This window comes from Sorangium aterium (assembly GCF_028368935.1).
In the GTDB taxonomy this organism is placed as follows: Bacteria; Myxococcota_A; Polyangia; order Polyangiales; family Polyangiaceae; genus Sorangium; species Sorangium atrum.
In genome coordinates, this window is record NZ_JAQNDK010000001.1 from 1,746,868 (window position 1) to 1,769,406 (window position 22,539).

A 22,539-nucleotide genomic window follows, 5' to 3' on the forward strand; every position below is an offset into this window, starting at 1 on the left:
AGCTGCGCGGATCTCGGACTCTCGCTCCAGGCCAGGGGCAATGGCATGCTCCGTCCATGTCGCGGACGGGAGACAGGCGACGGGACGAAGCGAGCCCGCCGCGCGACCGTGCCCCTCAGCCGCCCGCGGCGTCCAGCATCGCCCGCAGGAGCGGCGGCGTGCGCCGCGGATCGCAGGGCGCCTTCACCGCCCGGCCCGCGACGACCGCGCTCATATGGCACGTGCCCGGCCGCGGCAGGTGGTCCATCCAGTAGAGATCGAACCGGTCGTCCGGCGCGAGCCGCCGCACCATCGGCTCGAGCGGCAGCATCAGCCCCTCGCGGAAGCGGGCCAGATAGACCACGTTCGACAGGCGAACAGGGGAGTTCAGCCCGATGCGCCGCCGCGTCCCGGACGCGTACGGGCCTGTGTGATCGATGAACTCGACCGTCTGGAGATCGCCGTAGAGGTCCGGCTCCGTCTTCTCGACCGTCACCAGCGTCCACGCGCAGAGCGGCCGCTGCGCCCGCAGGAGCGCGCGCGTCATCTGCTCGAAGTCGGGCAGATCCGCGGCCGCCCGCGCCTCGGTGTAGTGGCCGTGCGCGAACTGGTTGCGCTCGGCCTGCATCAGGTTCGAGAGCGTCTCGAACGTCTGGTTGTGCGACAGCTTGACGTCGAGCACCTCCCTCGCCATCGAGCCGATCGGATCGTCGCGATCGCCGAACGCCCGCGCGGCCGTGCGCGCGAGCTCGCGCCACGCGCCGAGCGCCAGGCCGTCGCGCGTGCGCGTGCGGCCGTGGAAATCGAGGAGCGCGCCCCACCCGGGAGGCGCCCCGCCCGCGCCCGCCCCGCTCGCGCCCGGACCGCTCGCGGCGCCGCTGCGCGCCGAGGTCGGGGGCGCGCTGCCGCCGCTGAAGAAGGCCGAGACGAGCACCGTCGCGATGAAGCGCCACGTGCCCTCGAGCACGTCGAACAGCATCTTCACCCGCTCGATCGCGCTCGACGCCCCGATCGCCGCCCGCACCCGCCCCGCGATGGGATAGGGCAGGCCGCCGCTCAGCGCCGAGAGCACCCCGTGCGGATCGCCGCACTCGCGCGAGATCTCCGCCGCCCGCGCGCCCGCGTCGGCGTCGTGCAGGAGCTCCCACGACAGGGTCCGCGCGTGCTCGACCCTCCCGTCCAGGATGGGCGGCCGGCCGTGCCAGTCGCACTGCACCGCGCTCGCCATCACCGCCGGATCCGCCTTGCGGGGCACACACGCGGCGACCACGCCGGGCGCGAGCGGCGCGATCAGCGCGCCGGCGCCCGCGTGGGTCGCGACGACCGCCGCGAGCTCCTGCGCGAGCGCCCCGATCACGTGCGGCCCGACGCCGCCGAGCGCGCTCTGCTCCTCGATGCCGAACAGGACCGTCGCCCGGCGCCCGCTCCGCGACGCCTCGATCACCTCGAACGGCGCGGCGAAGCGCGCGCTGGCCGCGCCGTCGCGGAGCTCCACCACGGGGGTGGACGCGCCGTCCACGCCCGCCGCGCCGCGCTCACGCTCCGCCACGGGCGACGCGCCCCGCTCGCGCTCCGCCGCGAGCGATGCGATCGCGTGCAGGCCGAGCTCGACCTCGCGGCCGGCGACGTCCGCCTCGCCGGCGACCGTGAAGTAGCCGCACGCGAACGCCCCGAGCCCCGCGGCCTCGGCGGCCTCCAGGGCCTGCCGGGCCGCGGCGGCCGCCTCCGCGGCGCCGCCCCGCACGAGCACCACCGCCGTGCCGTCCGCGTCGCCGACCGGCCGATCCGGCCACAGCCGGTGCACCGCGACCAGCGCGGCCGCCGCGCGCGAGGGCGCGCCCGCCTCGATCGGCCGCAGCAGGACGAGCGCGCCCTGGCCCTTCCGCGCGAGAAGCGACGCGCACTCCTGCTCCAGCCCGGCGCGCGCGAGCAGGCCCGTCGCCGGGTCCACCGCCCCGGCGGGGACCGACAGCGCGGCGTAGCGGCGATCGAAGAACGTCGCGCGCATGCCGCCGACGCAGACGAAGGTGCCGTGCACGAGCGGCGACTCCTCCCCGCGCGCGAGGTGCCGCGCGCCGACCTGCACGGGCACGCTGCACTCGTCGCGGCGGCGCAGCCACCAGCGCACGCCGTCGTGGCGCAGCGAGGCCGCGAGCCGCGACGCCACGTCGGGGTAGACGAGCTCGTTGCGCTCGTCGCCCACGCGCTCCACGCGGCCGAGCCGCAGATCGCCGACGGGCTCGAGCCGGAGCTCGTGGAGGTAGCCGTCGCGCCCCTCGATCCGCAGCCGATCCGGCGCGGCCACCTCGCCGCGCCACAGCGAGAACCCGGGCGCCTGCGTGAGCCAGAGCGTGGCGCCGCCCGCCGCGACCGACCGCAGCTCGGCCCCTGGCGTGCCCTCGGGGCCGCTCGCCTCGACGGGCGCGGGCGGGACGCTCTCGCCCGCCGGAAGGTCCCCGCCGCTGTCTCGTCCGCCCGTCACGCGTCCCTGTCCATGGTGATCCCGCGCGCCGCGCCGCCCGAGCACCCGGCGGGCTCCTCGTGCGATTACCGCACCGCGCCACGGCAAATTCAACGCAAATGCGCCGCGGAGCATTCCTCGAGCGCCGCCGCGCGCCGCCGCCCTCGCCAGCTTCGCCCGCCCGCCGACGTTCGCACGGCATGATCCGCCGGAGGGCCGGGAGGCGGCCAGCGCGGACACGGCGCTCGCCCACGCGCGGCCACGTTCGGCTCATGTGACACCCTCGGCGCTAGGCCGGCGCGGCGCCGCGCTCCTCCGCCTCCAACGGGCTGAGCGGGAGCTCCACCATGAACGTCGCGCCCGCGCCCGGTTCGCTCTCCACCCGGATGGATCCGCCGTGCGACGCCACGATCGAGCGAGCAATGAAGAGCCCGAGGCCGAGGCCGCCGAAGTTGCGCACCGACACCGCGCGCTCGAAGAGCTCGAAGATCCTGCCCTGATCGGCCTCCGCGATCCCGATCCCCTGATCCCGGACGACCAGCAGCGCGCGATCGGCCTGCCTCCGCACGCCGACGAGAACAGGCCTGCCTGCGCCGTACTTCATCGCGTTCGACAAGAGGTTGATGAGGACCTGCTCCATGCGAAGCGGATCCCAGGACCCGATCACAGGCTCGTCCAGCTCGAGCTGGACGCTGCAGCGGGCGTCGGCGAGCTGCTGGCTCATTCGGTCGACGACCTCACGCGCCAGGGCCGCCAGATCGACAGGCGCGCGCGCGAGCGTCAGCCGCCCCGCGTTCAGCCGCGTGACATCGAGCAGCTCGTTGACCAGGCGCCCGAGCCGCACGATCTGGCGATTGAGGACCTGGAGCGCGGCATGGATCCGCTCGGAGGCGAGCTCCGCGCGCTGGTAGCGACGCAAGAGCAGCTCGACGCGCTGCGCCTGCAGCTGCAGCGAGGTCAGCGGAGTCTTGAGCTCGTGGGAGGCGACGACGAGGAACTCATCCCTCCGCGCGATGGCCTCCTGGGCCTCGGCGAACAGACGGGCGTTGTCGAGGGCGAGCGCCGCACGGTACCCGAGCTCCTCGGCCAGCCGCAGGTCGGCAGGGCCGTACGGGCGCCGGGGCGCGGCCGCCAGCAGGCTCATGACCCCGAAGCACCGGTTGCGCGCGAGGAGCGGAACCCGGAGGAAGGCGTGAATGCCGGCCTGCTCCAGGAGGGGCGCGGCGCGGAGGTCGCCCATCCCAGGCCGGTCCGGCGATGCCAGGGGCCGCAGCGCGTCCATCACGGCGTCGGCCAGCCCGGCGGGCACGCCCGCGGAGACCGAGTGTCCCGGGGCGCCGCGGGCGAGGTCCACGTCGATGACGCATTGGTCGGCCAGCTCGGGCACCGCGAGCTGCGCCACGCTCTCGAGGGTCGCGCTGTAGCCGAGGGCCATCAGCTTGCGGCTCGCCTCGGCCAGGAAGCGCTCGGCCTGCTCGGCGGCCTTGAGCGCCTGTTCCGCTCGCCGCCGCTCGGCGTTCTCCTGCTCCAGCTCGGAATAGAGCATGGCGTTTTCCAGCGAGATCGCCGACTGCGAGGCGAGCAGCTCGATGACGCTGAGCCGCCCGGGAGTGAAGGCGCCGGTAACGAGGTTGTTCTCCAGGTAGAGCAGGCCGATGAGCCGGGCCTCGCGCATGATCGGGACGCACAGCACCGATTTCGGGCGCTTGTGGCCGAAATACTCGTCCTCCATGAAGCGGTGCCGGGCGGCGGCGTCGTCGAGCAGCACGCGCTCGTGGCTCCGGCGAACGTAGTTGAGGACGGATTGCGGCAGCGCGGCGGAAGACGCCTCGCCCGCGCCGAGCAGCCGCACCGCGCCCCCCGGCGCCTCGATCGCCGCGGTCCACGGGCGATCTTCCCGGACGAGCAGGACGCATCCCTCCTCGGCGCCCGCGTGCTCGACCACGAGGCGAAGCAGCGTCTCGAGCAGCCGCGGGAGCTCGAGCTCGCCGGAGATGCTCTGCGAGGCCTTGACCAACGACAGGACGTCGAACTGCTCGGCCCGTACGGCGAAGGTGACGGTGGAGGCGATCGGCTTGCGCGGGGAAAGGTAGGGATAGCGCTGATCGAGCTGCTCCACCTTGGCGTGGGCGCCCCACGTGAAGTAGGCGGCGCGGGCCTCTCGCAGGTGGGCGCGTTCGGACGTGGAGAGGTCGCGCGTGCGGTAGAACGCCGCGGCGAGCTCGCAGGCGATGGCCTCGTGCTGGACGAAGCCGCCCTCCCGCGCCGACGCGATGGCCTGCTCGTAGAGCCGGATGGCCTCCAGGTCCTGCCCGCGGAGCCGGGCGATCTCGGCGCGGACCAAGGCGTGTTTGTGGAGGAAGTTATCGCGGCCGTTCCTGGCCCACACGCCGAGCTGCCGCTCGCACTCGAGGAGCCGCTCGGGGAGCGCACGCAGCGGGGAGGGCCCCGCCTCGTGCGCCTCGTCGGCGTCGGAGAGGGCCGCGAGCGAGAGCGCGAGGTAGTAGAAGTTCTCGGCGATGAGCGCGTATGGCTCGCTCCTGAAGGGGTGCTCGGCCATCACGCAGGTCGCCGCCGCGGACGCCTCCCTGGGAGAGCCGAGCACGAAGAGCACCTGGGCCTTCAAGCCGTAATAGATGCTGCGAATGCGCTGCAGATCCCCCTCCACCAGCCGCGCCTCGAAGGCTGGCGGATCCAGCTCGGACCCGTCCAGCATCGAGAAGCGGACCGGCCTCCCTCGCAGCGTCTGGATCATGGCGTGGCCGCCGAGGAGGGCGCTGTGCACCAACGCGTGACCGACCCTGCGCACGACGCCGAGGCGCTCTTCGACCTCGTGGAGCACGTCCTCCAGCGGCTCGCCAGAGAGCAGCTGGAACAGCGCGGACCAGAGGCCGTTGAAGCACGCCATGTTCAGATTACCGGACTCGACCGCGGCGCTGAAGCCGGCGCGCGCGTACGGACACGCCTCTCTGTAGTGGCGTGTCCAGAACACGACATGCTGTCCGAAGGCCGTGAACACCACCGATTTCGTGGTGAGGAGGCTGCTCCTGTCTGCCAGGTCGCAGCCGAGCTTGCCGAACCGATAGGCCTCCTGGTATCGCCCGAACCTCGGGCCGATCACCCTCGCGAAGGCGGCGAGCGCGTACGCGGAGCTCTCGGCGTTGCCGTGGCGCAGGCTGAGCTGGACCATGCGCAGGACGATGAGAAAGTGCAGGTTCGGGTTCACGAAGAGCGCGGGGAGGGACAGCCCCTGCAGCACGCCCATCGTGAGCTTCATCTCCGGGTGCGTCATGGGGGGCAGGTGGATGAGGTCCTCGATCGCCCGATCGCCCAGGGCCTGCCAGACGCCCTCGGTCTCCTCGTCGATCTGTGCGTCGGTGGGCTGGAGCGGCAAATCGATGTCGCAGCCGCGGAGCCACGCGAGCCCGATCTCCAGCGCGCGGCTGCATTTCCCGCGGGTCTGGTAGAAGGCAAGGGCGAGCTCGACGGCGGCGGCCGTCTCGCTCCGGGTCCTCGCGCGCTCCATGAGCTCTTGCAGGAGCCGCTCGGCCTCGTCGAAGTCGCCGGTGACGTACGCGGCGTGCGCGCGCTCGAGCGTCAGACCGTAGGTCAGCTCGCGCTGCGTCTCCCAGGAGTCCGGCGCGAGCAGCGAAAGGCCCGCGGCGAAGAGCGCGGCGGCGGACTGGAAGGCCGCGGCGGCCTTGGCCCTCCTGCCGGCGCGGAGGTTCAGCGCCGCGACCTCGTCCCGCTCCGCCTGGGAGCGGATGAGCGCGGCGCCGCGGTTGAGGTGGCCTACGACGTCGAAGAGCACCTCGTCGCGCTCCTCCGCGCGCTGCGCCCTGAGGAGCAGCCGCCCGATCCCGAGGTGCATCTCGGCGAGCTGTTCTGCCGGAATCAGCGAGTAAGCGGCTTGCTGCACCCGGTCATGGAGGAAGCGATAACCAGAGTCCCGGCAGAAGAGCAGCCCCTCCCGGACAGCCTCCTCGAGCGCGTCGCGGAGCTCCGCCGCCGGACGGCTCGCGACGATCGCGAGGACGTCGAGGCTCAGACTGCTGCCGAGGCACGCGGCGAGCGTGAGCGTGTCCCGCGTCGCGACCGAGAGCCGCTTCAGCTTGGCCGCCATCAGCTCGACGACGTTGTCGGTGAACCCCTTGACGCGGATCGCGGCGATGTCCCACCGCCATGCCCCCTCGTCCGCGTCAAAGGCGATGAGCCCCTCCTGGTGCAGCACGATCAGGAGCTGGAGCACGAAGAACGGGTTGCCGCCGGTCATCTCGTAAACCAGGTACGAGAGCGGCTCGACCTGTCCTTCGGGCGCGTGGACGGCCTCGGCGACGAGCGCCCCGACGTGGGCGGCCGAGAGCGGCTCGAGCACGAGCTCGGAGACGGCGGCGCCGCGCTTTCGGGCCTCGGACAGCGTGAGCCGCAGCGGGTGCGCGGGGCCGACCTCGTTGTCGCGGTAGGCGCCGATCAGCAGGAGGTGCTCGGGCCCGGCGTAGGTCGCGAGCTGTTCGAGCAGGAGGAGGCTGGCCGCGTCGGCCCACTGCAGATCGTCGAGGAAGAGCGCCACGGGGTGCTCCTTCCGGGCGCACGTCGCGACGAAGCGCTGGAGCGTCGCGAGCAGCCGGCCCTGGGCCTCGGCGGGCGGCAGCTCGGGCACGGGCGGCTGCGGGCCGAGGAGCAGCCCGAGCTCGGGAAGCATGTCGGCGAGCAGCCCCCCGCTCGGGCCGAGGGCCTCCCGGAAACGCTGTCTCCAGCGCTCGACCTGCTCCTCGCTCGCGCCGAGGATCTCCTGCAAGAGCGCCCGGAACGCTTGAAGGAAAGCGCGGTAGGGGACGTCCCTCGCCGTTTGCTCGAACTTGCCTGAGAGAAAGAACCCCCGCTCCCTCACGATCGGCCGGTGCAGCTCGGCGACCAGGGACGACTTGCCGATGCCCGAGTACCCCGATACGAGCGCGAGCTCTGGCCGGCCCTCCGCCACCACCCGCTCGAACACGGCGAGCAACGCCTCGACCTCGCGCTCGCGCCCGTACAGCCGCTGCGGGACCTGGAATCGGTCCGAGAGGTCGCGCGCACCGAGCGCGAAGGGCGGAATGGCGCCGCTCGTCCGCCAGCTCACGAAGCCCTCGTCCAGGTCGTGCCGCAGGCCGGCCGCGCTCTGGTAACGCTCCTCGGCGTCCTTGGAGAGCAGCTTGAGCACGGCCTCTGACAGGAGCGGGGGAATCGAAGGGACGAGCGCGTGCGGCGGGACCGGCTTCTGCGCGATATGGCAATAGAGCCACTCAACAGGATCGCTGGCCTGGAACGGCAGGGTGCCCGTCAGCATCTCGTAGAAGACGACGCCGAGGGAGTAAAGATCGGTCCGCTCGTCGATCCAGCGGTTCATCCGGCCCGTCTGCTCCGGCGCCATGTACGCCAGGGTCCCCTCGATGAGACCGGCGTGCTCGATGTGCTGGAGTTCGCGGGGTATCCGGGACGCAATCCCCAGGTCGGTGATCTTCACCTCGCCGGTGGCGGGGTGGAGGAGCAGGTTTTGAGGCTTGATGTCCTTGTGGACGACGCCGTGTCGATGCAACGCGGCGAGCGCCTCGACCAGGCGGACGGCGAGGGGGAAGAAGCGATCGAGCGATATCGGCCCATCGAGGAGCCGATCGAGCGACACGCCGCCGAAATCCTCCAGGACCAGCGCCGGTTGATCGCCGAGCACCTCGAGCGCATAGGGCTTGACGATGGCCGTGGCCTCGAGCGCCCGGGCGATCTCGTATTCGTGACGCAGCCGCTCACGGGCATAGGGGCTCGCGTGATCGCGCCGGAGGACCTTGAGCACCACGTGACGGCCGTCGCCCTCGCGTACACCTCGGTAAAGAAGGGTGTCTGACCCCTCGCAGAGGACCTCGATGATGGCGTAACGGGACGACGCACCGGGATCGGCGCAAACGGGAATGGTGGTATCCACAGGAGCCCCACAACGGGTACAGCGAAGCATGCTGCCATGATCGGCGCGCATCGCCATCGCTTTGAGCGGGCGAGGCGCCGGACATCATCCATCTTCCCATCTCACGCCCGCGGATCCGCGGCGCGCACGCCGCGCCCCACAATCATCGAGCCTCCGAAGCACGGGGACCGGCGGAGCGCCGCGGCGCTCGGAGCCCCTCGCGCCGCGCGGCCCAGGCCTAGCCGGGACAGGGCAGCGTGAACTGGAAAGTCGTCTTCCCGGGCGCGCTCTCCGCCCAGATCCGCCCCCCGTGGGCCTCGACGAGCCCTCGCACGATGTAGAGCCCGATGCCCAGCCCGGCGGCGCCTCCCGCCTTCGCCTCGCGCGTCCGGTAATAGCGGGTGAAGAGCCTCGGCAGCTCGTCCGGAGCGATACCCTTCCCCTCGTTCTCGACCGCCACGAACACCTCGCCGCTCCGCCGCTCCACCGCGATCCTGATCGGCGTCCCGGGCGCGCCGTACTTGGCCGCGTTGGACAGCAAGTTGGTGAGCACCTGCTCCAGGCGCCCGGGATCGGCCCAAAGCGGCGGCCCCCCGTCCAGCACCTCGACGTCGACCCGATGTCCCCTCGTCGCGTCGGCCGTCCGCTCCACCGTCGCCCGGATGAGCGCTGGCAGATCGACCTCGACGCGCCTGAGATCCAGCCGATGCGACTCGAGGCGGGAGACGTCGAGCAGATCGTCGATCATCCGGTTGAGCTGCATCGCGCTGGCCAGGATGTGCCGCGCCCTGTCGCTGCACTGCGGCTCCGCCGCGAGCAGAGAGGCCTTGAGGACGATCGTGGTGATCGGCTGACGCAGATCATGAGCGATGATGCTCGTCCACTCCTCGCGCATGCGCGAGAGCTCCTTCAACGCGCTGATGTCCTCGCCAGCGACGATGGCGCCCACGATCTTCCCCGCGCTGTCGCGGAGCGGCGCGGCGGCGATAAGGAAGGTCCCGACCGAGCCGTCCGACCTGGCGACGAGGAGCTCTTCGCCGGGGATCGTCTCGCCGCGCATCGCCCGGCTCGACGGCAGCTCGTCCAGCTCGAGGGCGGCGCCGTCCGGGCGCCGCACGCGACCGACGCACTGCGCCCGATCCTCCGCGCCCCCGGTGAGATCTCGCCCGTGCGGGTTGGCGAGCAGGCGCTCTGCGCCGCTTCGATCGATGAGCAGGAGCGGAATGGGCGCGCTGTCGAAGACCGTTTGAAGCGTCCTCCGCTCGGCGTCCAGCTGCGCGAGCAGGCGCTCCCGCTCTTCCTCGGCCTGCTTGCGGGCCGTCACGTCCTCCACCTGCGCGATGTAGTGAACCGGCTCGCCCTTCTGGTCGCGCACCACGGAGGTGTGCAGGACGACGTGGATGATCGTGCCGTTCTTGTGGATATACCGCTTGGCGAGCTGATAGCGCGGGATCTCACCGCGGCGCAGCCGCTCGACCAGGCCCACGTCGGTGTCCACGTCGTCGGGGTGGGTGATGTCCTGGAAGCGGTGCTTCGAGAGCTCGTCGGCCCCATAGCCCACGATCTCGCAGTAGACGTGGTTGACGAGGAGGAACCCCCCATCGAGCCCGACGATGGCCATGCCGATGGGCGCGTTCTCGAAGGTGAGCCGGAAGCGCTCCTCGCTCTCGCGGAGCGCCTGCTCGATCTGCTTGCGCTCGGTGATGTCGCGCCCCTCGGGGATGAGCATCACGACCCTGCCACGGTCGTCGGTGATGGGCTTGATGGAGAAGTCGATGCAGCGCCGCCCGCTCGCGTCGATCGCCTCGATCTCGTCCCGCACGAGCCGGCCCGCCGCGGCCTCGGCGACGGCAGCGCGGACGCGCTCCCTGTGCTCGGGGCTCCACCCCGTCAGCTCCCAGAACGGACGGCCTATCGTCTCTGCCTCCGTGGCCCTGCAGAACTCGAGAGCGGTGCGGTTGTTCTCGAGGACGATGCCCTCCGGCGAGAGCAGGCCGATGAACTGGAGGGCCTCGTCGAAGATCGCCCGAAAGCGCTGCTCTCTCTCCCGGAGCGCCCCCTCCAGGTGACTCGTGCGTCGGAGCTCCTGGGCCATCGACCGCCGGACCGCCTCGCCCTGGGCCTCGGCGCGCGCCCGCCCCTCGCGCGCGAGGGCGCTGTCCAGGCCGATCGCGAAGAGCGCGGCGCGCGCGCCGAGCTCGACGCCGGCGTGGGGATGAGGGCAGGGCAGGCAAAACGAGAGGACGCCAAGGCAGCGATCGCGGACGCAGAGGGGCATCGAGACAGCGCTCTGCGCGTCGGTCCGCGCGCAGAGATCACGCGTCATGGATGGCCCCCGATCGAGCGAGCGCACATCGCTCATCACCTGAATCCGACCCGAGCTCGCCGCCCATGCATCGAGCAGCGGCGCGCCCCGCGCAACCCGCGCGAGGCATCGACGGAACTCGGCGGGCAGGTGGCGATCGGAATGGAGCCCGAGCTCGCCGGTGTCCTCGGAGGTCAGGAGCAGGTAGGCGGCGCGCGCGCCGAGCTCCATCGCCTGGTCGAGCAGGAGCCCCGAAAGCTCGTCGAGATCGGCCGCGCGCGCCATGCGGAGCGCAGCGCGCTCCACGAGCTCGCCCGGCGCAGGGTGGGGCTCGCGGCACCCGCCCTGGTAGGGGGAGGCCACGCAGCCGATCTCCTCGTCGCGGCCGCTCGGCGCCTCGATCTCCATCTCTTCTGGCGACACCGTGACCCTCACCCTGATCGGCCGATTGTTGCACGAGAGCCGCGCTGCCTGCAGCGCCAACGTGGACAGGCCGATGGGGAATGCCCTCCCCGAATGCCGATCTGTTCACGCTCGCCAGCGACAGGAGCTCAGCGCGGCGCTCTGAGCGGCTCGCCCCGGCCGCTCTCATCTCTCATCAACGCACGCTCGGCGCGCGCAGCAGGCGGCGCTCCCACCATCGAGCGGCGAACCCGGGGCTCGCGACTTGCTACTCCGCTGCCGAGCACCGAGGCCCGCGAGAGCCGACGGCGGCCTCTTCTGTGCGTGGGCGAGTTTCGATACCACGTCATTTTTCCAGGGCGAATCGGCTCGCAGAAAAGCGCGCTGTCCTCCCGGGCAGATCGGGCTTGACGCCCCCGAAGTGTTTGCATTTCCTTCTCCCCGCCTCCCCGCGCTGGCAGCCTGCCTCCTGGCCGCGCCACGGCCCCGAGCTTCGGCCCATCTGCCGCAGCTTCGAGGATCACGCCGGGCGAAGCGAGCGCGCGGCCCCCGAGGAGCCAGGGGAGCTCTCCGCGCTCCACGCGAACCAACGAGATAGAACCGATGGGACATAAACAGAGACACCACGGAGTCACCTCGGCGCGCCGCGACGCTCGCCGCTCCTCGCTCGATCTGCCCGGACCGAAGCGCCGCCCCTCGCCGCGAGGTCCCCTCATCGCCGCGGCGACCGCGCTGATGACCGCCGCGCCGGGGCGCCCCGCGCTGGCCGCGGACAAGGCGCCAGAGGGGCGATGGGTCTCCGCCTGGCACAGCAGCCCGACGCCCGGCGGCACGTTCAACTCGCAGGATTGTCCCTCGGATGTCGGCCTCGCCGACCAGACGGTCCGGAACATCGTCCGCGTGAGCGCCGGCGGGAGCTCCGTGCGCGTGCGCATCTCCAACGCGGGCGGCAGCGAGCCGCTCAAGGTGGGCTCTGCGTCGGTCGCGCTCTCGGCGGGCGGCGCGGCCACGGTCGCGGGGACCTCACAACCGCTGCGCTTCGGAGGCCAGACATCGATCCTCATCGCCGCGGGCGGCGAGGCGGTGAGCGACCCCGTGGCGCTGAAGGTCCAGCCGCTGCAGACGCTGGCGGTGAACGTCCACCTTCCGGTCAAGACAGGGCCGATCACGCAACATTACTTTGCGGCACAGGACAACTTCCTCGCTTCGGGCAACCAGACAGGGAACGGCGCCGACAAGCAGTTCACGCGGAAGATCTCGTGCTGGATGGCCGTATCGGGCGTCGACGTCAAGGCCTCGCCGGACGTCGTCGGCACGCTGATCACGCTCGGCGATTCGATCACGGATGGATATCTGTCGACCAAGAACGACAACCATCGCTACCCCGATTACCTCGCGCAGCGCCTCGCCAGCCGGAAGGGGCCGACCCTCGCCGTGGTGAACGCCGGGATCATCGGGAACGAGCTGCTCACCGTCCGTCCCCAGCTCCAGTTCGGGTACCCCGTCCCTGCCCGCCTCGCGCGCGACGCGCTGACCCAGCCCGGAGCGCGCGCGATCATCCTGCTGGCAGGCATCAACGACATCGGCGATCGCTCCGCCAAGGCCGCGGATCTGATCCCGACGATCCAGCAGATCATCCAGTCTGCCCGCGCCGCCGGGCTCAAGATCTACGGCGGCACCCTGGTGCCGTTCGCCGGCTCGACCGGCACCTACAAGGGCGATTATGGAACCGCCAAGGGCGAGCAGGAGCGGCAGAAGCTGAACGCCTGGATCCGCACGAGCGGCGCCTTCGACGGGGTGATCGACTTCGACAAGGCCCTGCGCGACCCGGCCGAGCCGAGCCGCCTGCTCCCGGCCTACGACGCTGACAAGCTGCACCCGAACGACGCCGGGTACCAGGCGATGGCGAACGCCGTCGACCTGGACGCGATCATCAACGGCGTCGTCAAAGCGACCTCTCCGTAACGCCGCGCACAGCGCGCTCGCCTTCGAGCCCCCGCGCGCCCGTGCCTTCGCCGGGGCGAGCGCCCGAGATGCAATGATTGTCTGTGGGCGCCACACATGATAAGTGGCCTTATCATGCCCGTCCGTGCGCCGATCAAGCCGCCCGAGACGAACGAGATTGTCCTGGTCGGATGTGATCTGGGCGTGAAAGGCCGGTATCACGCGTCGAGGGGATATGAGCTCTGACGACGGCGATCAGGGGGACTACAGGAAGCTCGCCAACGCGCTGCCTCAGATCATCTGGACGTGCGACGCCGAGGGGCGCCTGGATTGGGTCAACGATCAATGGACGGAGCTCACCGGCCTCAGCCGCGAGGAGTCGCTCCGGGACAAGGGCGCGCTCGCGGCCGTGCACCCCGACGATCGGGAGCACGTGCAGCGGTGCTTCGCCGCGGCCCTCTCCACCTCCAGCACCTGCGAGATGGAGTACCGGCTCCGCACCCGGGCGGGTGTCTATCGCTTCCACCTCGGCCGGGTGGCGCCGATCCGGGGCGACGACGGCAAGGTCACGCGGTGGGTGGCCGCCGTGTTCGACATGCACGATCGAAAGGAGGCGGAGCAAGCGCTCCGCGCGTCCGAGCGAAGGTTCGAGGCGGTCTTCAGCCTCAATCCCCAGCCGACGGTCATCACGCGCGTGTCGGACGGGATGCTCCTGAGCGTCAACGACGCTTTCCTCAGGATGACCGGCTTCTCGCGCGACGAGGTCCTCGGCAAGAACCCCGTGCTCCTCGGCATCTGGACGGCGCCGCAGCACGCATCGACCCTGGCGCTCCTGAGCTCGGGCGCGGAGGTCGAGGTCGCCTGCGTCCGCAAGGACGGGCGCGTGCTCACCCTCGTGCTGTCCAGCGCGCCGATCGACGTCGGCGGCGAGCCGTGCCTCGTCACCGTGTCGACCGACGCGACCGAGCGGCTGGCCGCCGAGGCCGCCCTGCGAGAGAGCGAGGCGCTCGCGCGAGCGCGCGCAGATGAGCTCGCGGTGCTGATGGATGCCGTCCCGGCCGCGGTGCTCGTCGCCCGCGACCCTGGCTGCCAGGAGCTGCACGGCAACCGCGCCTTGCACGCGCTCCTCGGGAGCGATCCTGGGCAGAACCTGGCACGGACGGCCCTCGGCGCGGGAGACGACCGCGGGTTCAAGGTGCTGGTCGACGGCGTGGACGTGCCCCCGGGGGAGCTTCCGCTCCAGCGGGCGGCGCGCGGCGACGAGGTGAGGCCCCACGAGATCGTGCTCGAGTTCCCGGGCGGGCGCGCGATCCACCTGTACGGCGGGGCGGTGACGCTGCGCGAGCCGAGCGGCGAGCCGCGCGGCGCCATCGGCGCGCTCATCGACGTGACGCGGCTCAAGGAGACAGAGGCTCGGCTCCACGAGGTGGCGCGCCAGAAGGACGAGTTCCTGGCGCTCCTGTCGCACGAGCTCCGCAATCCCCTCGCCCCCATCCTCACGGCGGTCCAGCTGATGGAGCTGCGCGGCAACGTCGCGACGCCGCGCGAACGCGAGGTGATCGCGCGCCAGGCGCAGCACCTGATACGGCTCGTCGACGACCTGCTCGACGTCGCGCGGGTGGCGCGCGGCAAGGTCACGCTGTCGAAGAAGTGGCTCGAGCTGGCGAGGGTCGTGGAGCAGGCGGTCGAGGCGACCGAGCCGCTCGTTTCGCAGCGAAGGCACGAGCTCACCGTGTCGGTGCCCGCCGAGGGCCTCGCGATCGAGGGCGACGAGGTGCGCCTCACCCAGGTGGTCAACAACCTCCTCACGAACGCCGCGCGCTACACCCCGCCCGGAGGCCACATCGAGGTGACCGCCCGCCGCGAGGGCGGCGACGTCGTGCTGCGCGTCCGGGACGACGGCGAGGGCATCGATTCGAGCCTGCTGCCCCACGTGTTCGAGATGTTCGTGCAAGGCGAACGTGGCTCGGACCGGGCCCTGGGCGGGCTCGGCCTCGGGCTGTCCCTCGTGCGAACGCTGACGATGATGCACGGGGGCGCCGTGAGCGCGAAGAGCGCCGGCGTCGGTCGAGGGAGCGAGTTCACGGTGCGCCTTCCGGCGGCGGCGGCCCCGCCCTCGGCGGCGCCCGAGGCCCGCCCGCCGCAATCGAGGCCGCCGCAGGCGCGGCGCCGGCGCGTCCTCGTCGTGGACGACAACCGAGACGGCGCCGAGCTGATCGCGGAGATGCTGAGCAAGAGCGGCCACGAGGTGCGCATCGCTCACGACGCGTCACGCGCGCTGTCGCTCGTGGACGCTTTCCGGCCCCAGATTGCCATCCTCGACATCGGCTTGCCCGTGATGGACGGCTACACGCTCGGGCGCGAGCTCCACACGCGCCTCCAGGACGCCCCGCCGATCCTGATCGCCCTCAGCGGTTACGGCCAGGACAGCGACAAGCGCAGCAGCGACGCAGCGGGCTTCCGGCTGCACCTCGTCAAGCCGATCGACGCCAGGGTGCTCGTTCCGCTGCTCGACGGGCTCCCCGACGACGCCGGCGGGCGCTGAGCGCCGCTCAGGCCGAGAGCGCCGTCGTTCATCGTAGCGGCGAGGCCGAGCCGTGGCGCGCTCCGGCTCAAGCCACCTTCGCGGCGGCGAACGGATCGACGTACGTCGTGGAGCCGATCGGCGCCCACGTGTTGTGGAGCCCGTCGACGTACACCACCGGAACGCCGGTGAGGTCCGCGTCGTCGAGGCAGTTCAGGTTCACGGTGCAGTAATCGCCGCCGAGCATCGGGAGGTGCCCGTGCCCGAACACGCGGATGCCGCAGGTCTTGCAGAACCGGGCATGGCCGGCCTCCGATCGCGAGTGGTCGCCGAGGACCTCCTCGCCGGCGAGCAGACGGAAGGCGCTCGGCTTCACGATGATGCCCCACCACCTTGTCTTCGCGCAGATCGTGCAGTTGCACTGCCCCGTCCCGGCGCTCGGGTCGAAGTCGGCCTCGAAGCGGACGGCGCGGCAGGCGCAGCTGCCCTTGTAGGTCCGGAGGCCGGGGGTCGTCGTCGTGTGCTCGGAAGCGGCGTTGCTCATGGGCGGTAGCTCCAGGGATTGGGCGGGGGGCCATCGGCCGCCTCGCCCGCGGGATGACGGGATGAGAGGAAGCTAGACTGGGTTGCGGACAGATTCGGTCCGCAAGGAGAGAGGCGGCACATGGTCCAGACCTCCGCGCGCCTGCCGCCGCTGGTACCTGCTCGCGTACGATCTCGATCGGGGCGCATTGCGGACGTTCCGCGTCGATCGCACCCAGGGCAGACCGAAGGCCGCCGACGGGCTCCCCGACGACGCCGGCGGGCGCTGAGCGCCGCTCGCGCCGAGAGCGCCGTCGTCATCGCAGCGGCGAGGCCGAGCCGCGGCGCGCTCCAACTCGCTCCAACTCAAGCCACCTTTGCGGCGGAGAACGGACTCACGTACGTCGTGGAGCCGATCGGCGCCCACGTATCGTGGAGCCCGTCGAGGTACACCACCGGGACACCGGTGAGGTCCGCGTCGTCGAGGCAGTTCAGGTTCACGGAGCAGAACTCGCCGCCGAGCTCCGGGATGTTCCCGTGCCCGAAGACGCGGATGCCGCAGGTCTTGCAGAACCGGGCATGTCCGGCCTCGTACCGCGAGTAGTCGCCGAGGACCTCCTCGCCGGCGATCAGGCGGAAGGCGCTCGGCTTCACGATGATGCCCCACGCCCTCGTCTTCGTGCAGATCGTGCAATTGCACTGCGTCGTCCCGGCGCTCGGGTCGAAGTCGGCCTCGAAGCGGACGGCGCGGCAGACGCAGCTGCCCTTGTAGGTCCGGAGGCCGGGGGTCGTCGTCGTGTGCTCGGAAGCGGCGTTGCTCATGGGCGGTAGCTCCAGGGATTGGGCGGGCGGGGCGCCTTCGGGCGCCTCGCCTGCGGGATGAGAGGAAGCTAGACTGGGTTGCGGACAGATTCGGTCCGCAAGGAGAGAGGCGGCACATGGTCCAGACCTCCGCGCGGCTGCTGAAGCTCCTGTCGCTGCTCCAATCCCGGCGCTTCTGGACGGGCGGCGAGCTGGCCCGCGAGCTCGCGATCACCGAGCGCAGCGTCCGGCGCGACGTGGACCGGCTCCGGAGCCTCGGGTACCCGGTCCACGCGGCCACCGGCATCGGCGGCGGATACCAGCTCGGCGCCGGGAAGGAGCTGCCGCCGCTGCCGCTCGAGGACGACGAGGCCGTCGCCGTCGCGGTGGGGCTGCGCGCGGCGGCGACGGGGCCCGTGAGGGGGCTGGAGGAGGCGTCGGTCCGCGCGCTCGGGAAGCTGGAGCAGGTGCTCCCCAAGCGTCTCCGGCGCAAGGTGACCGCGCTGGGCGCCGTGAGCGTGCGGCTGGGCGACGGCGGCCCCACCGTCGACGCGGACGCGCTCGCCGTCATGGCGAACGCGTGCCGCGACGCCGAGGCCCTGCGCTTCGACTACAGCAGCGCCAGCGGCGCCGCGAGCACGCGCGCCGTCGAGCCGTACCGGCTCGTGCACACGAGCCGCCGCTGGTATCTGCTCGCGTACGATCTCGATCGCGGCGCATGGCGGACGTTCCGCGTCGATCGCATCCAGGGAAGGCCGAAGACCGCGGGCCGCTTCAAGCCGCGCCCGCTGCCCGCGGAGGACGTGGCCGCCTACGTGTCGAAGTCGGTCTCCACGGACGCCTACCCGATCCGCGCGCGCGTGACCGTGCACGCGCCCGCGCAGGCCGTCTCGGAGCGGCTCTCGGGCGTGGCGGGGCGCATCGAGGACCTGGCCCCGGACCGCTGCGTGGTCCACACCGGCGGCGGGAGCCTCGACGCGCTCGCGTTCCACCTCGGGTTCATGGGGTTCGAGTTCGAGGTGCACGAGCCCGAGGAGCTCATCGACCAGCTCCGCCGCCTGGCCGAGCGCCTCGGCCGGGCCGCGGGGCGGAGCGGGGCGGCGGGAGAAGGCTCGGGCGCGCGGTGAGCGGGTCGCGACGTCAGGTCCAGTTGCAGAACTCGAGCGAATCCGGGTCCGAGGTGGCCTGGACTTCCACTTCAGAGCAATCGACCGGCTCGTAGGAGTCGAACCCCTCGCCCTGCGGCGCCGCGACGCACTTGCCGCAGCCGAACCCGGCCGGGAAGCTCTCGGACCAGCCGAATCCCTGGCCGGCGATTTCGTGCCAGACGATGACGTGTCGCGAGCTCGCCCCGAGGAGCGCTGCATCGAGCACATCGGAGTCGATCTCGCCCTCGGGCACCTGGGTGCCCGGCGCGAGGAGCATGACGAAGCCCATGCCGACACCGTTGCTGTTGATCGCCTCGCGCGGCGGCGCCGACCCGAAGCCGACGGTGAACGTCGCGCCGGAGACCGTCCCTTCGCCGAAGCGGAAGCCGTAGTCGGGGCTGGACGAGCTCACCACCCAGACGACGGCCACCACGGCGTCCTCTGGAGCCGTCTCTCCGGAGATCGGTCCGGTGACCGTGAATCCGCCTGTCCCGCCGCCGCCCTCTCCCGTGCCGCCGCCGCCACCCTCTCCCGTGCCGCCGCCGCCACCCTCTCCCGTGCTGCCGCCGCCACCCTCTCCCGTGCCGCCGCCGCCCTCTCCCGTGCCGCCGCCCGAGCCTTCCTGCGTGTCATCGGAGCATGCGGGCAAGGCCAACATCATCCCGATCAACCCTGCGAACAACCATCGTGCGCTCTTCATGTCCACCATCGAGCACGGCGCGCTCGACGACGGAAGCGGACCGCACTGTTTCCAGGGCGCAAAATCCTGCTCGAACCGCCCCGTTCACTCGCGTTGAAGACCTGTTCCCTCACGCGACGCGAAAGGGCTCACTCCGAGAGCGCCGCCGCGATCGTCGCGTCGAGCCCAGCGCCCCGGCCCTCGAGGAGGCAGGCCTCGTGGACCGCTCCCCCCAGCGCCGCCCGCGCGGCCGCGGCGCACTCGGTGAGCGCCGGCCGCTCGATGGGCGGCACCGGCGTGCCGATGTCCTCGCGAAGCGCCGCGGCGCCGCCGAGCAGGCGCGCGCCGCGCTCCGCCTTCCCCGCCCGGACCGCCGCGCGCGCCAGCGCCTCCAGGACGCTCGCGGAGCGCCAGAGATCGCCGAGCTCCCGGTGCAGCCGCAGGCTCGCCCGCAGGCGCCGCTCCGCGAGGGCGAGATCGCCGCGCTCGATGGCGATGAGGCCCAGGATGTTGCTCGTCCAGGCGATCCCCTCCTTGAATTTCACCTGCCGCGACAGGCCCTCGCTCTCCTCGCAGAGGCGGGCCGCCTCGCCGAGCTCCCCGCGGTAGAGCGCCGCGCAGCCGAGGTAGAGCAGCGCCGTCGCGGTCCCCTCGCGATCGCCCGCGCGGCGGAGCTCCGGCAGGGCGAGGCGGCACGCGCCCTCCGCGCGCGCGGTGTCGCCCGAGAGCCACGCCGCGAAGCCCGAGTACCCGAGCGCGCGCGCCGCCTCGAGCGTGTCGCCGCGGCGCGTGGCCAGCGCGAGGCTCTCGCCGTGCAGCGCGAGCGCGCGCTCGTAGTCGCCCTGCTCCCGGGCGACGCTCCCGAGGATCTGGATCACCGAGGCGAGCCCGCCCTCGTCCCCGAGCTCGCGGTAGAGCGTCGCGCCCCGCTCGAGCAGCGCGCGCGCCTCGCGGTAGTCGCACTGGAGGAGCGCGAGCCGCCCCGCGCCCCGGAGCGCCGAGGCCACGTGCTCGGGCGCGACGCCCGCGGCGCCCGCGAGCGCCCGGCCGAGCCACGCGCGGCCCTCCTGGTAATGCCCGTGGATGTACCAGAACCGCGAGAGCGCGGCGGCGAGGCGCACCGCGGCGCCCGCGTCGGCGCCCGCGAGCGCGAGCTCCAGGGCGAGGCGGAGGTTGTCGTGCTCGAGATCGAGCGCCGCGAGCCACGCGGCCTGCTCGGTCCCGCCGAGCGCCTCGGCCGCCCTGTCGGCGAGCTCCAGCGACAGCTCGACGAAGCGCCGGTTGCACGCCGCCGCGGCGCCCTCCTCCGCGAGCCGATCGAGGCCGTACTCGCGGAGGATCGTGAGCATCTGGAACCGCGGCTCCTCGCCCGCGACCTGGAGCACGAGGCTCTTGTCGATCAGCGACTCGAGGATCCCGAGCGCGTCGAGCGCCGGATCGCGGAAGGCGCACATCTGGTCCGCCATGGCGAGCGAGAAGCCGCCCGCGAACACGGCGAGCGTGCGGAAGGCCAGCTGCTCCTCCGGATCGAGGAGGCCGTAGCTCCAGTCGATGGCGGCGCGCATGGTCTGCTGGCGCTCGGGCAGATCGCGCGCGCCGCCCGTGAGCAGGCGGAACGAGCCCGCGGGCGCGGAGGCGCGCCCGGCGGCCCCGCGGTCGCCGAAGCGCGAGAGCAGCGCCGCGGGGGTGAGGACCCGCAGGCGCGACGCGGCGAGCTCGATCGCGAGCGGCAGGCCGTCGAGGCGCGCGCAGATCTCCACGATCTCCGCGGCGTTGTCGGGGCCGAGCTGGAAGCCGGGCTTGATCGCGGCGGCCCGGCGGCAGAACAGGCTCACCGCCGAGCTCGCCAGCGCGGCGTCGACCGTGACGTCGCGCGGCTCCGGCACCTCCAGCGGCGGCACGACGTAGCGCCGCTCGCCCGAGAGGTTCAGCGCGGCGCGGCTCGTCACGAGGAGCGAGAGGTGCGGGCAGCTCGCGGCGAGGTGCGCGATCGCCGGCGCCGCGGCCGTCAGGTGCTCGAGGTTGTCGAGCAGGAGCAGCAGGCGGCGGTCGCGGAGGAACTGGACGACGCGCTCGAGGTCCGGCCGCGCGCCGCCCTCGCCGAGGCAGAGCGCCTGCGCGATCGCCGAGGGCACCAGCGCCGCCTCGCACAGCGACGCGAGGGGCACGAAGCAGACGCCGCCGGGGAACGCGGGGACGAGCTCCTCGGCGACCTGGAGCGCGAGCCGGGTCTTGCCGGTGCCGCCGACGCCGGTGAGCGTGAGCAGCCCGGCCCTCGGGTCGAGCAGGAGCGCGGCGATCTCGGCGCGCTCGCGGGCGCGGCCCACGAACGGCGTGCGCTGGACCGGCAGGTTGTGGCGCGGCCGCTCGGCCTCCGGCGAGCCGAACAGGCCGAGCGGCGGCGTGCTGTAGGAGCCGGGCGGCGGCGTGGTGCCGCGCGGCGGAGCGCCGGAGAGGCCGTGGGGCGACGTGCCGTGGGGGCCGGGCGGCGGAGCGCCGTGGAGGCCGGGCGGCGAGGTGCCATCGAGGCGAGGCGGCAGGAAGCGGTCCGAGTCGCGGTGCGCGCCGCCGGCGAGCGCCTGGGGCGGGGCCTCGACCGTACCTGCGAGCTCGATGGTGTCGGTGCTGAGCATGTCCGCGGACACGCCGCCCCCCCGCGACGCCGGCCCGCCGGCGCCGGGCGGCTCGGCGGCCGCCGAGGAGCCCTCGAGCGCGGCGCGCAGCGCGAGGCTCTGCTGGCGGACCGAAGGGAAGCGCCCGGCCGGGTCGCGGTCGCACGACCGCAGGAACCACGCGTCGAACGCGGGCGGAAGCCACCGCCAGCGCGTCGACGGCGGGTAGAGCCGCATCACGAGGAGCGCCGCCATCAGCTCGGCCATGCTGTTCGCGGTCCAGTAGATGTCGCCGGTCAGCAGGCGGACGGCGATGAGGCCGATCGCCCACACGTCCGCCGCCGGGCCGATCTGGTCCGAGCGCCCGCGCGCCTGCTCGGGGGCCATGTAGATGGGCGTGCCGATCGCCGTGCCCGTCGCGGTGATGCCGCCCGACGCGCCGAGCGCGCCCGGGTCGACCGCCTTGACCAGGCCGAGGTCGAGGATCTTCACGCGCTCCCGCCCGTCGTCGCCGAGCGCGAGGAAGAGGTTCGCGGGCTTGAGATCGCGGTGGGAGAGGCCCCGCGCGTGGGCGAGCTCCAGGGTCTCGGCGACCTCGCCGAGCCAGCGCTGCACCTCGCCGGGCGAGCGCCTGCCCTGGGTGGTGACGAGCTGCTCCAGGTCGTGGCCCCGGAGCAGCTCCATCACCAGGAAGGGGGCATCGTCGAGCTCGCGGGCGGAGCCGGCGTCGAGCATGCGCACGAACCCGGGCGCGTCGAGGAGCCGCATGGCCCGGATCTCGCGCTCGAACCGGGAGGCCGCCGCCGTGCCGGCCGCGTGCGTCCGGAGCAGGACCTTCACCGCGACCCGACCGCCTCCGTCGAGGTCGTCGGCCATGTACACGACGCCCGCGCCGCCGCGGCCGATCTCGCTCAGGAGACGGTAGCGGCCACCAAGGACGAGCGGGCAATCCGGAGAGAGCATGAGGCGGCCGCGACCGGGACGAGCTCGGGAGGGGCCACGGCGGAGGCAGCTTACCACAGGGGGCGCCGGCGCCCCGCCCGCCGGCGGCTTCCGTTCCGCGTCGATCTCCCGGCGCGATGCTCCCGCGCAGCGCTCCCGCGCGACGCGCCCGCGGGGCGGATCCGCGCGAGGGAGAGGGCATGTCCATGACATCGAACGACGCGATCGCGCCGGTGGTCGGCGCCACCGGACACGCGATGTCCACCCGCATGCCCGCGCCGCGCG

Annotated in this window: 11 protein-coding genes; 4 read left to right on the forward strand and 7 right to left on the reverse strand. The window is 72.5% G+C overall.

Features of this window, described 5'->3' with window-relative positions; all coding sequences use genetic code 11:
* Positions 1-115 precede the first annotated feature (115 nt).
* From POL72_RS06370 to POL72_RS06380, 3 genes are all read right to left on the reverse strand, one after another.
* Entirely contained in the window at positions 116-2,461 is a 2,346-nt protein-coding gene (locus tag POL72_RS06370; RefSeq protein ID WP_272094125.1) for an FHA domain-containing protein, read from the reverse strand.
* 268 nt (positions 2,462-2,729) lie between these two features.
* Complete coding sequence (locus tag POL72_RS06375) at positions 2,730-8,396, reverse strand: sensor histidine kinase (protein ID WP_272094126.1); 5,667 nt, start codon at positions 8,394-8,396, stop codon at positions 2,730-2,732.
* A 217-nt stretch (positions 8,397-8,613) separates the two neighbouring features.
* Positions 8,614-11,115: a sensor histidine kinase gene (locus tag POL72_RS06380; RefSeq protein WP_272094127.1), complete on the reverse strand. Its 2,502-nt coding sequence runs from the start codon at positions 11,113-11,115 to the stop codon at positions 8,614-8,616.
* A 570-nt stretch (positions 11,116-11,685) separates the two neighbouring features.
* Here POL72_RS06380 and POL72_RS06385 point away from each other — a divergent pair.
* Both POL72_RS06385 and POL72_RS06390 read left to right on the forward strand, forming a co-directional pair.
* Positions 11,686-13,047: an SGNH/GDSL hydrolase family protein gene (locus POL72_RS06385; protein ID WP_272094128.1), complete on the forward strand. Its 1,362-nt coding sequence runs from the start codon at positions 11,686-11,688 to the stop codon at positions 13,045-13,047.
* A gap of 214 nt (positions 13,048-13,261) precedes the next feature.
* Positions 13,262-15,571, forward strand: coding sequence for a PAS domain S-box protein (locus tag POL72_RS06390; RefSeq protein ID WP_272094129.1), 2,310 nt, complete (start codon positions 13,262-13,264; stop codon positions 15,569-15,571).
* 67 nt (positions 15,572-15,638) lie between these two features.
* On the opposite strand, the gene POL72_RS06395 is transcribed toward POL72_RS06390, so the two are convergent.
* Positions 15,639-16,094, reverse strand: coding sequence for a GFA family protein (locus POL72_RS06395; RefSeq protein WP_272094130.1), 456 nt, complete (start codon positions 16,092-16,094; stop codon positions 15,639-15,641).
* 82 nt (positions 16,095-16,176) lie between these two features.
* Between POL72_RS06395 and POL72_RS06400 the strand changes: the two genes are divergently transcribed.
* Positions 16,177-16,362: a WYL domain-containing protein gene (locus tag POL72_RS06400; RefSeq protein ID WP_272094131.1), complete on the forward strand. Its 186-nt coding sequence runs from the start codon at positions 16,177-16,179 to the stop codon at positions 16,360-16,362.
* 76 nt (positions 16,363-16,438) lie between these two features.
* Here the strand turns inward: POL72_RS06400 and POL72_RS06405 are convergent, their stop codons facing one another.
* Positions 16,439-16,894 (reverse strand): GFA family protein, encoded by a 456-nt coding sequence (locus POL72_RS06405; protein WP_272094132.1) that lies wholly within the window; start codon positions 16,892-16,894, stop codon positions 16,439-16,441.
* A 116-nt stretch (positions 16,895-17,010) separates the two neighbouring features.
* Between POL72_RS06405 and POL72_RS06410 the strand changes: the two genes are divergently transcribed.
* The gene (locus tag POL72_RS06410; RefSeq protein ID WP_272094133.1) at positions 17,011-18,000 is read left to right on the forward strand and encodes a helix-turn-helix transcriptional regulator; all 990 of its coding nucleotides are present in this window, start codon (positions 17,011-17,013) and stop codon (positions 17,998-18,000) included.
* Between the two features lie 13 nt (positions 18,001-18,013).
* On the opposite strand, the gene POL72_RS06415 is transcribed toward POL72_RS06410, so the two are convergent.
* Both POL72_RS06415 and POL72_RS06420 read right to left on the reverse strand, forming a co-directional pair.
* Positions 18,014-18,721 (reverse strand): hypothetical protein, encoded by a 708-nt coding sequence (locus POL72_RS06415; RefSeq protein WP_272094134.1) that lies wholly within the window; start codon positions 18,719-18,721, stop codon positions 18,014-18,016.
* A gap of 128 nt (positions 18,722-18,849) precedes the next feature.
* The gene (locus tag POL72_RS06420) at positions 18,850-22,275 is read right to left on the reverse strand and encodes a protein kinase domain-containing protein (protein ID WP_272094135.1); all 3,426 of its coding nucleotides are present in this window, start codon (positions 22,273-22,275) and stop codon (positions 18,850-18,852) included.
* Between the last annotated feature and the right edge of the window lie 264 nt (positions 22,276-22,539).

Bases quoted from the DNA above. Each gene is read 5' to 3' on its own strand.
- POL72_RS06385 (WP_272094128.1), top strand. From the start codon at position 11,686: ATGGGACATAAACAGAGACACCACGGAGTCACCTCGGCGCGCCGCGAC.
- POL72_RS06390 (WP_272094129.1), top strand. From the start codon at position 13,262: ATGAGCTCTGACGACGGCGATCAGGGGGACTACAGGAAGCTCGCCAAC.
- POL72_RS06395 (WP_272094130.1), bottom strand. From the start codon at position 16,094: ATGAGCAACGCCGCTTCCGAGCACACGACGACGACCCCCGGCCTCCGG.
- POL72_RS06405 (WP_272094132.1), bottom strand. From the start codon at position 16,894: ATGAGCAACGCCGCTTCCGAGCACACGACGACGACCCCCGGCCTCCGG.
- POL72_RS06410 (WP_272094133.1), top strand. From the start codon at position 17,011: ATGGTCCAGACCTCCGCGCGGCTGCTGAAGCTCCTGTCGCTGCTCCAA.
- POL72_RS06415 (WP_272094134.1), bottom strand. From the start codon at position 18,721: ATGAAGAGCGCACGATGGTTGTTCGCAGGGTTGATCGGGATGATGTTG.
- POL72_RS06420 (WP_272094135.1), bottom strand. From the start codon at position 22,275: ATGCTCTCTCCGGATTGCCCGCTCGTCCTTGGTGGCCGCTACCGTCTC.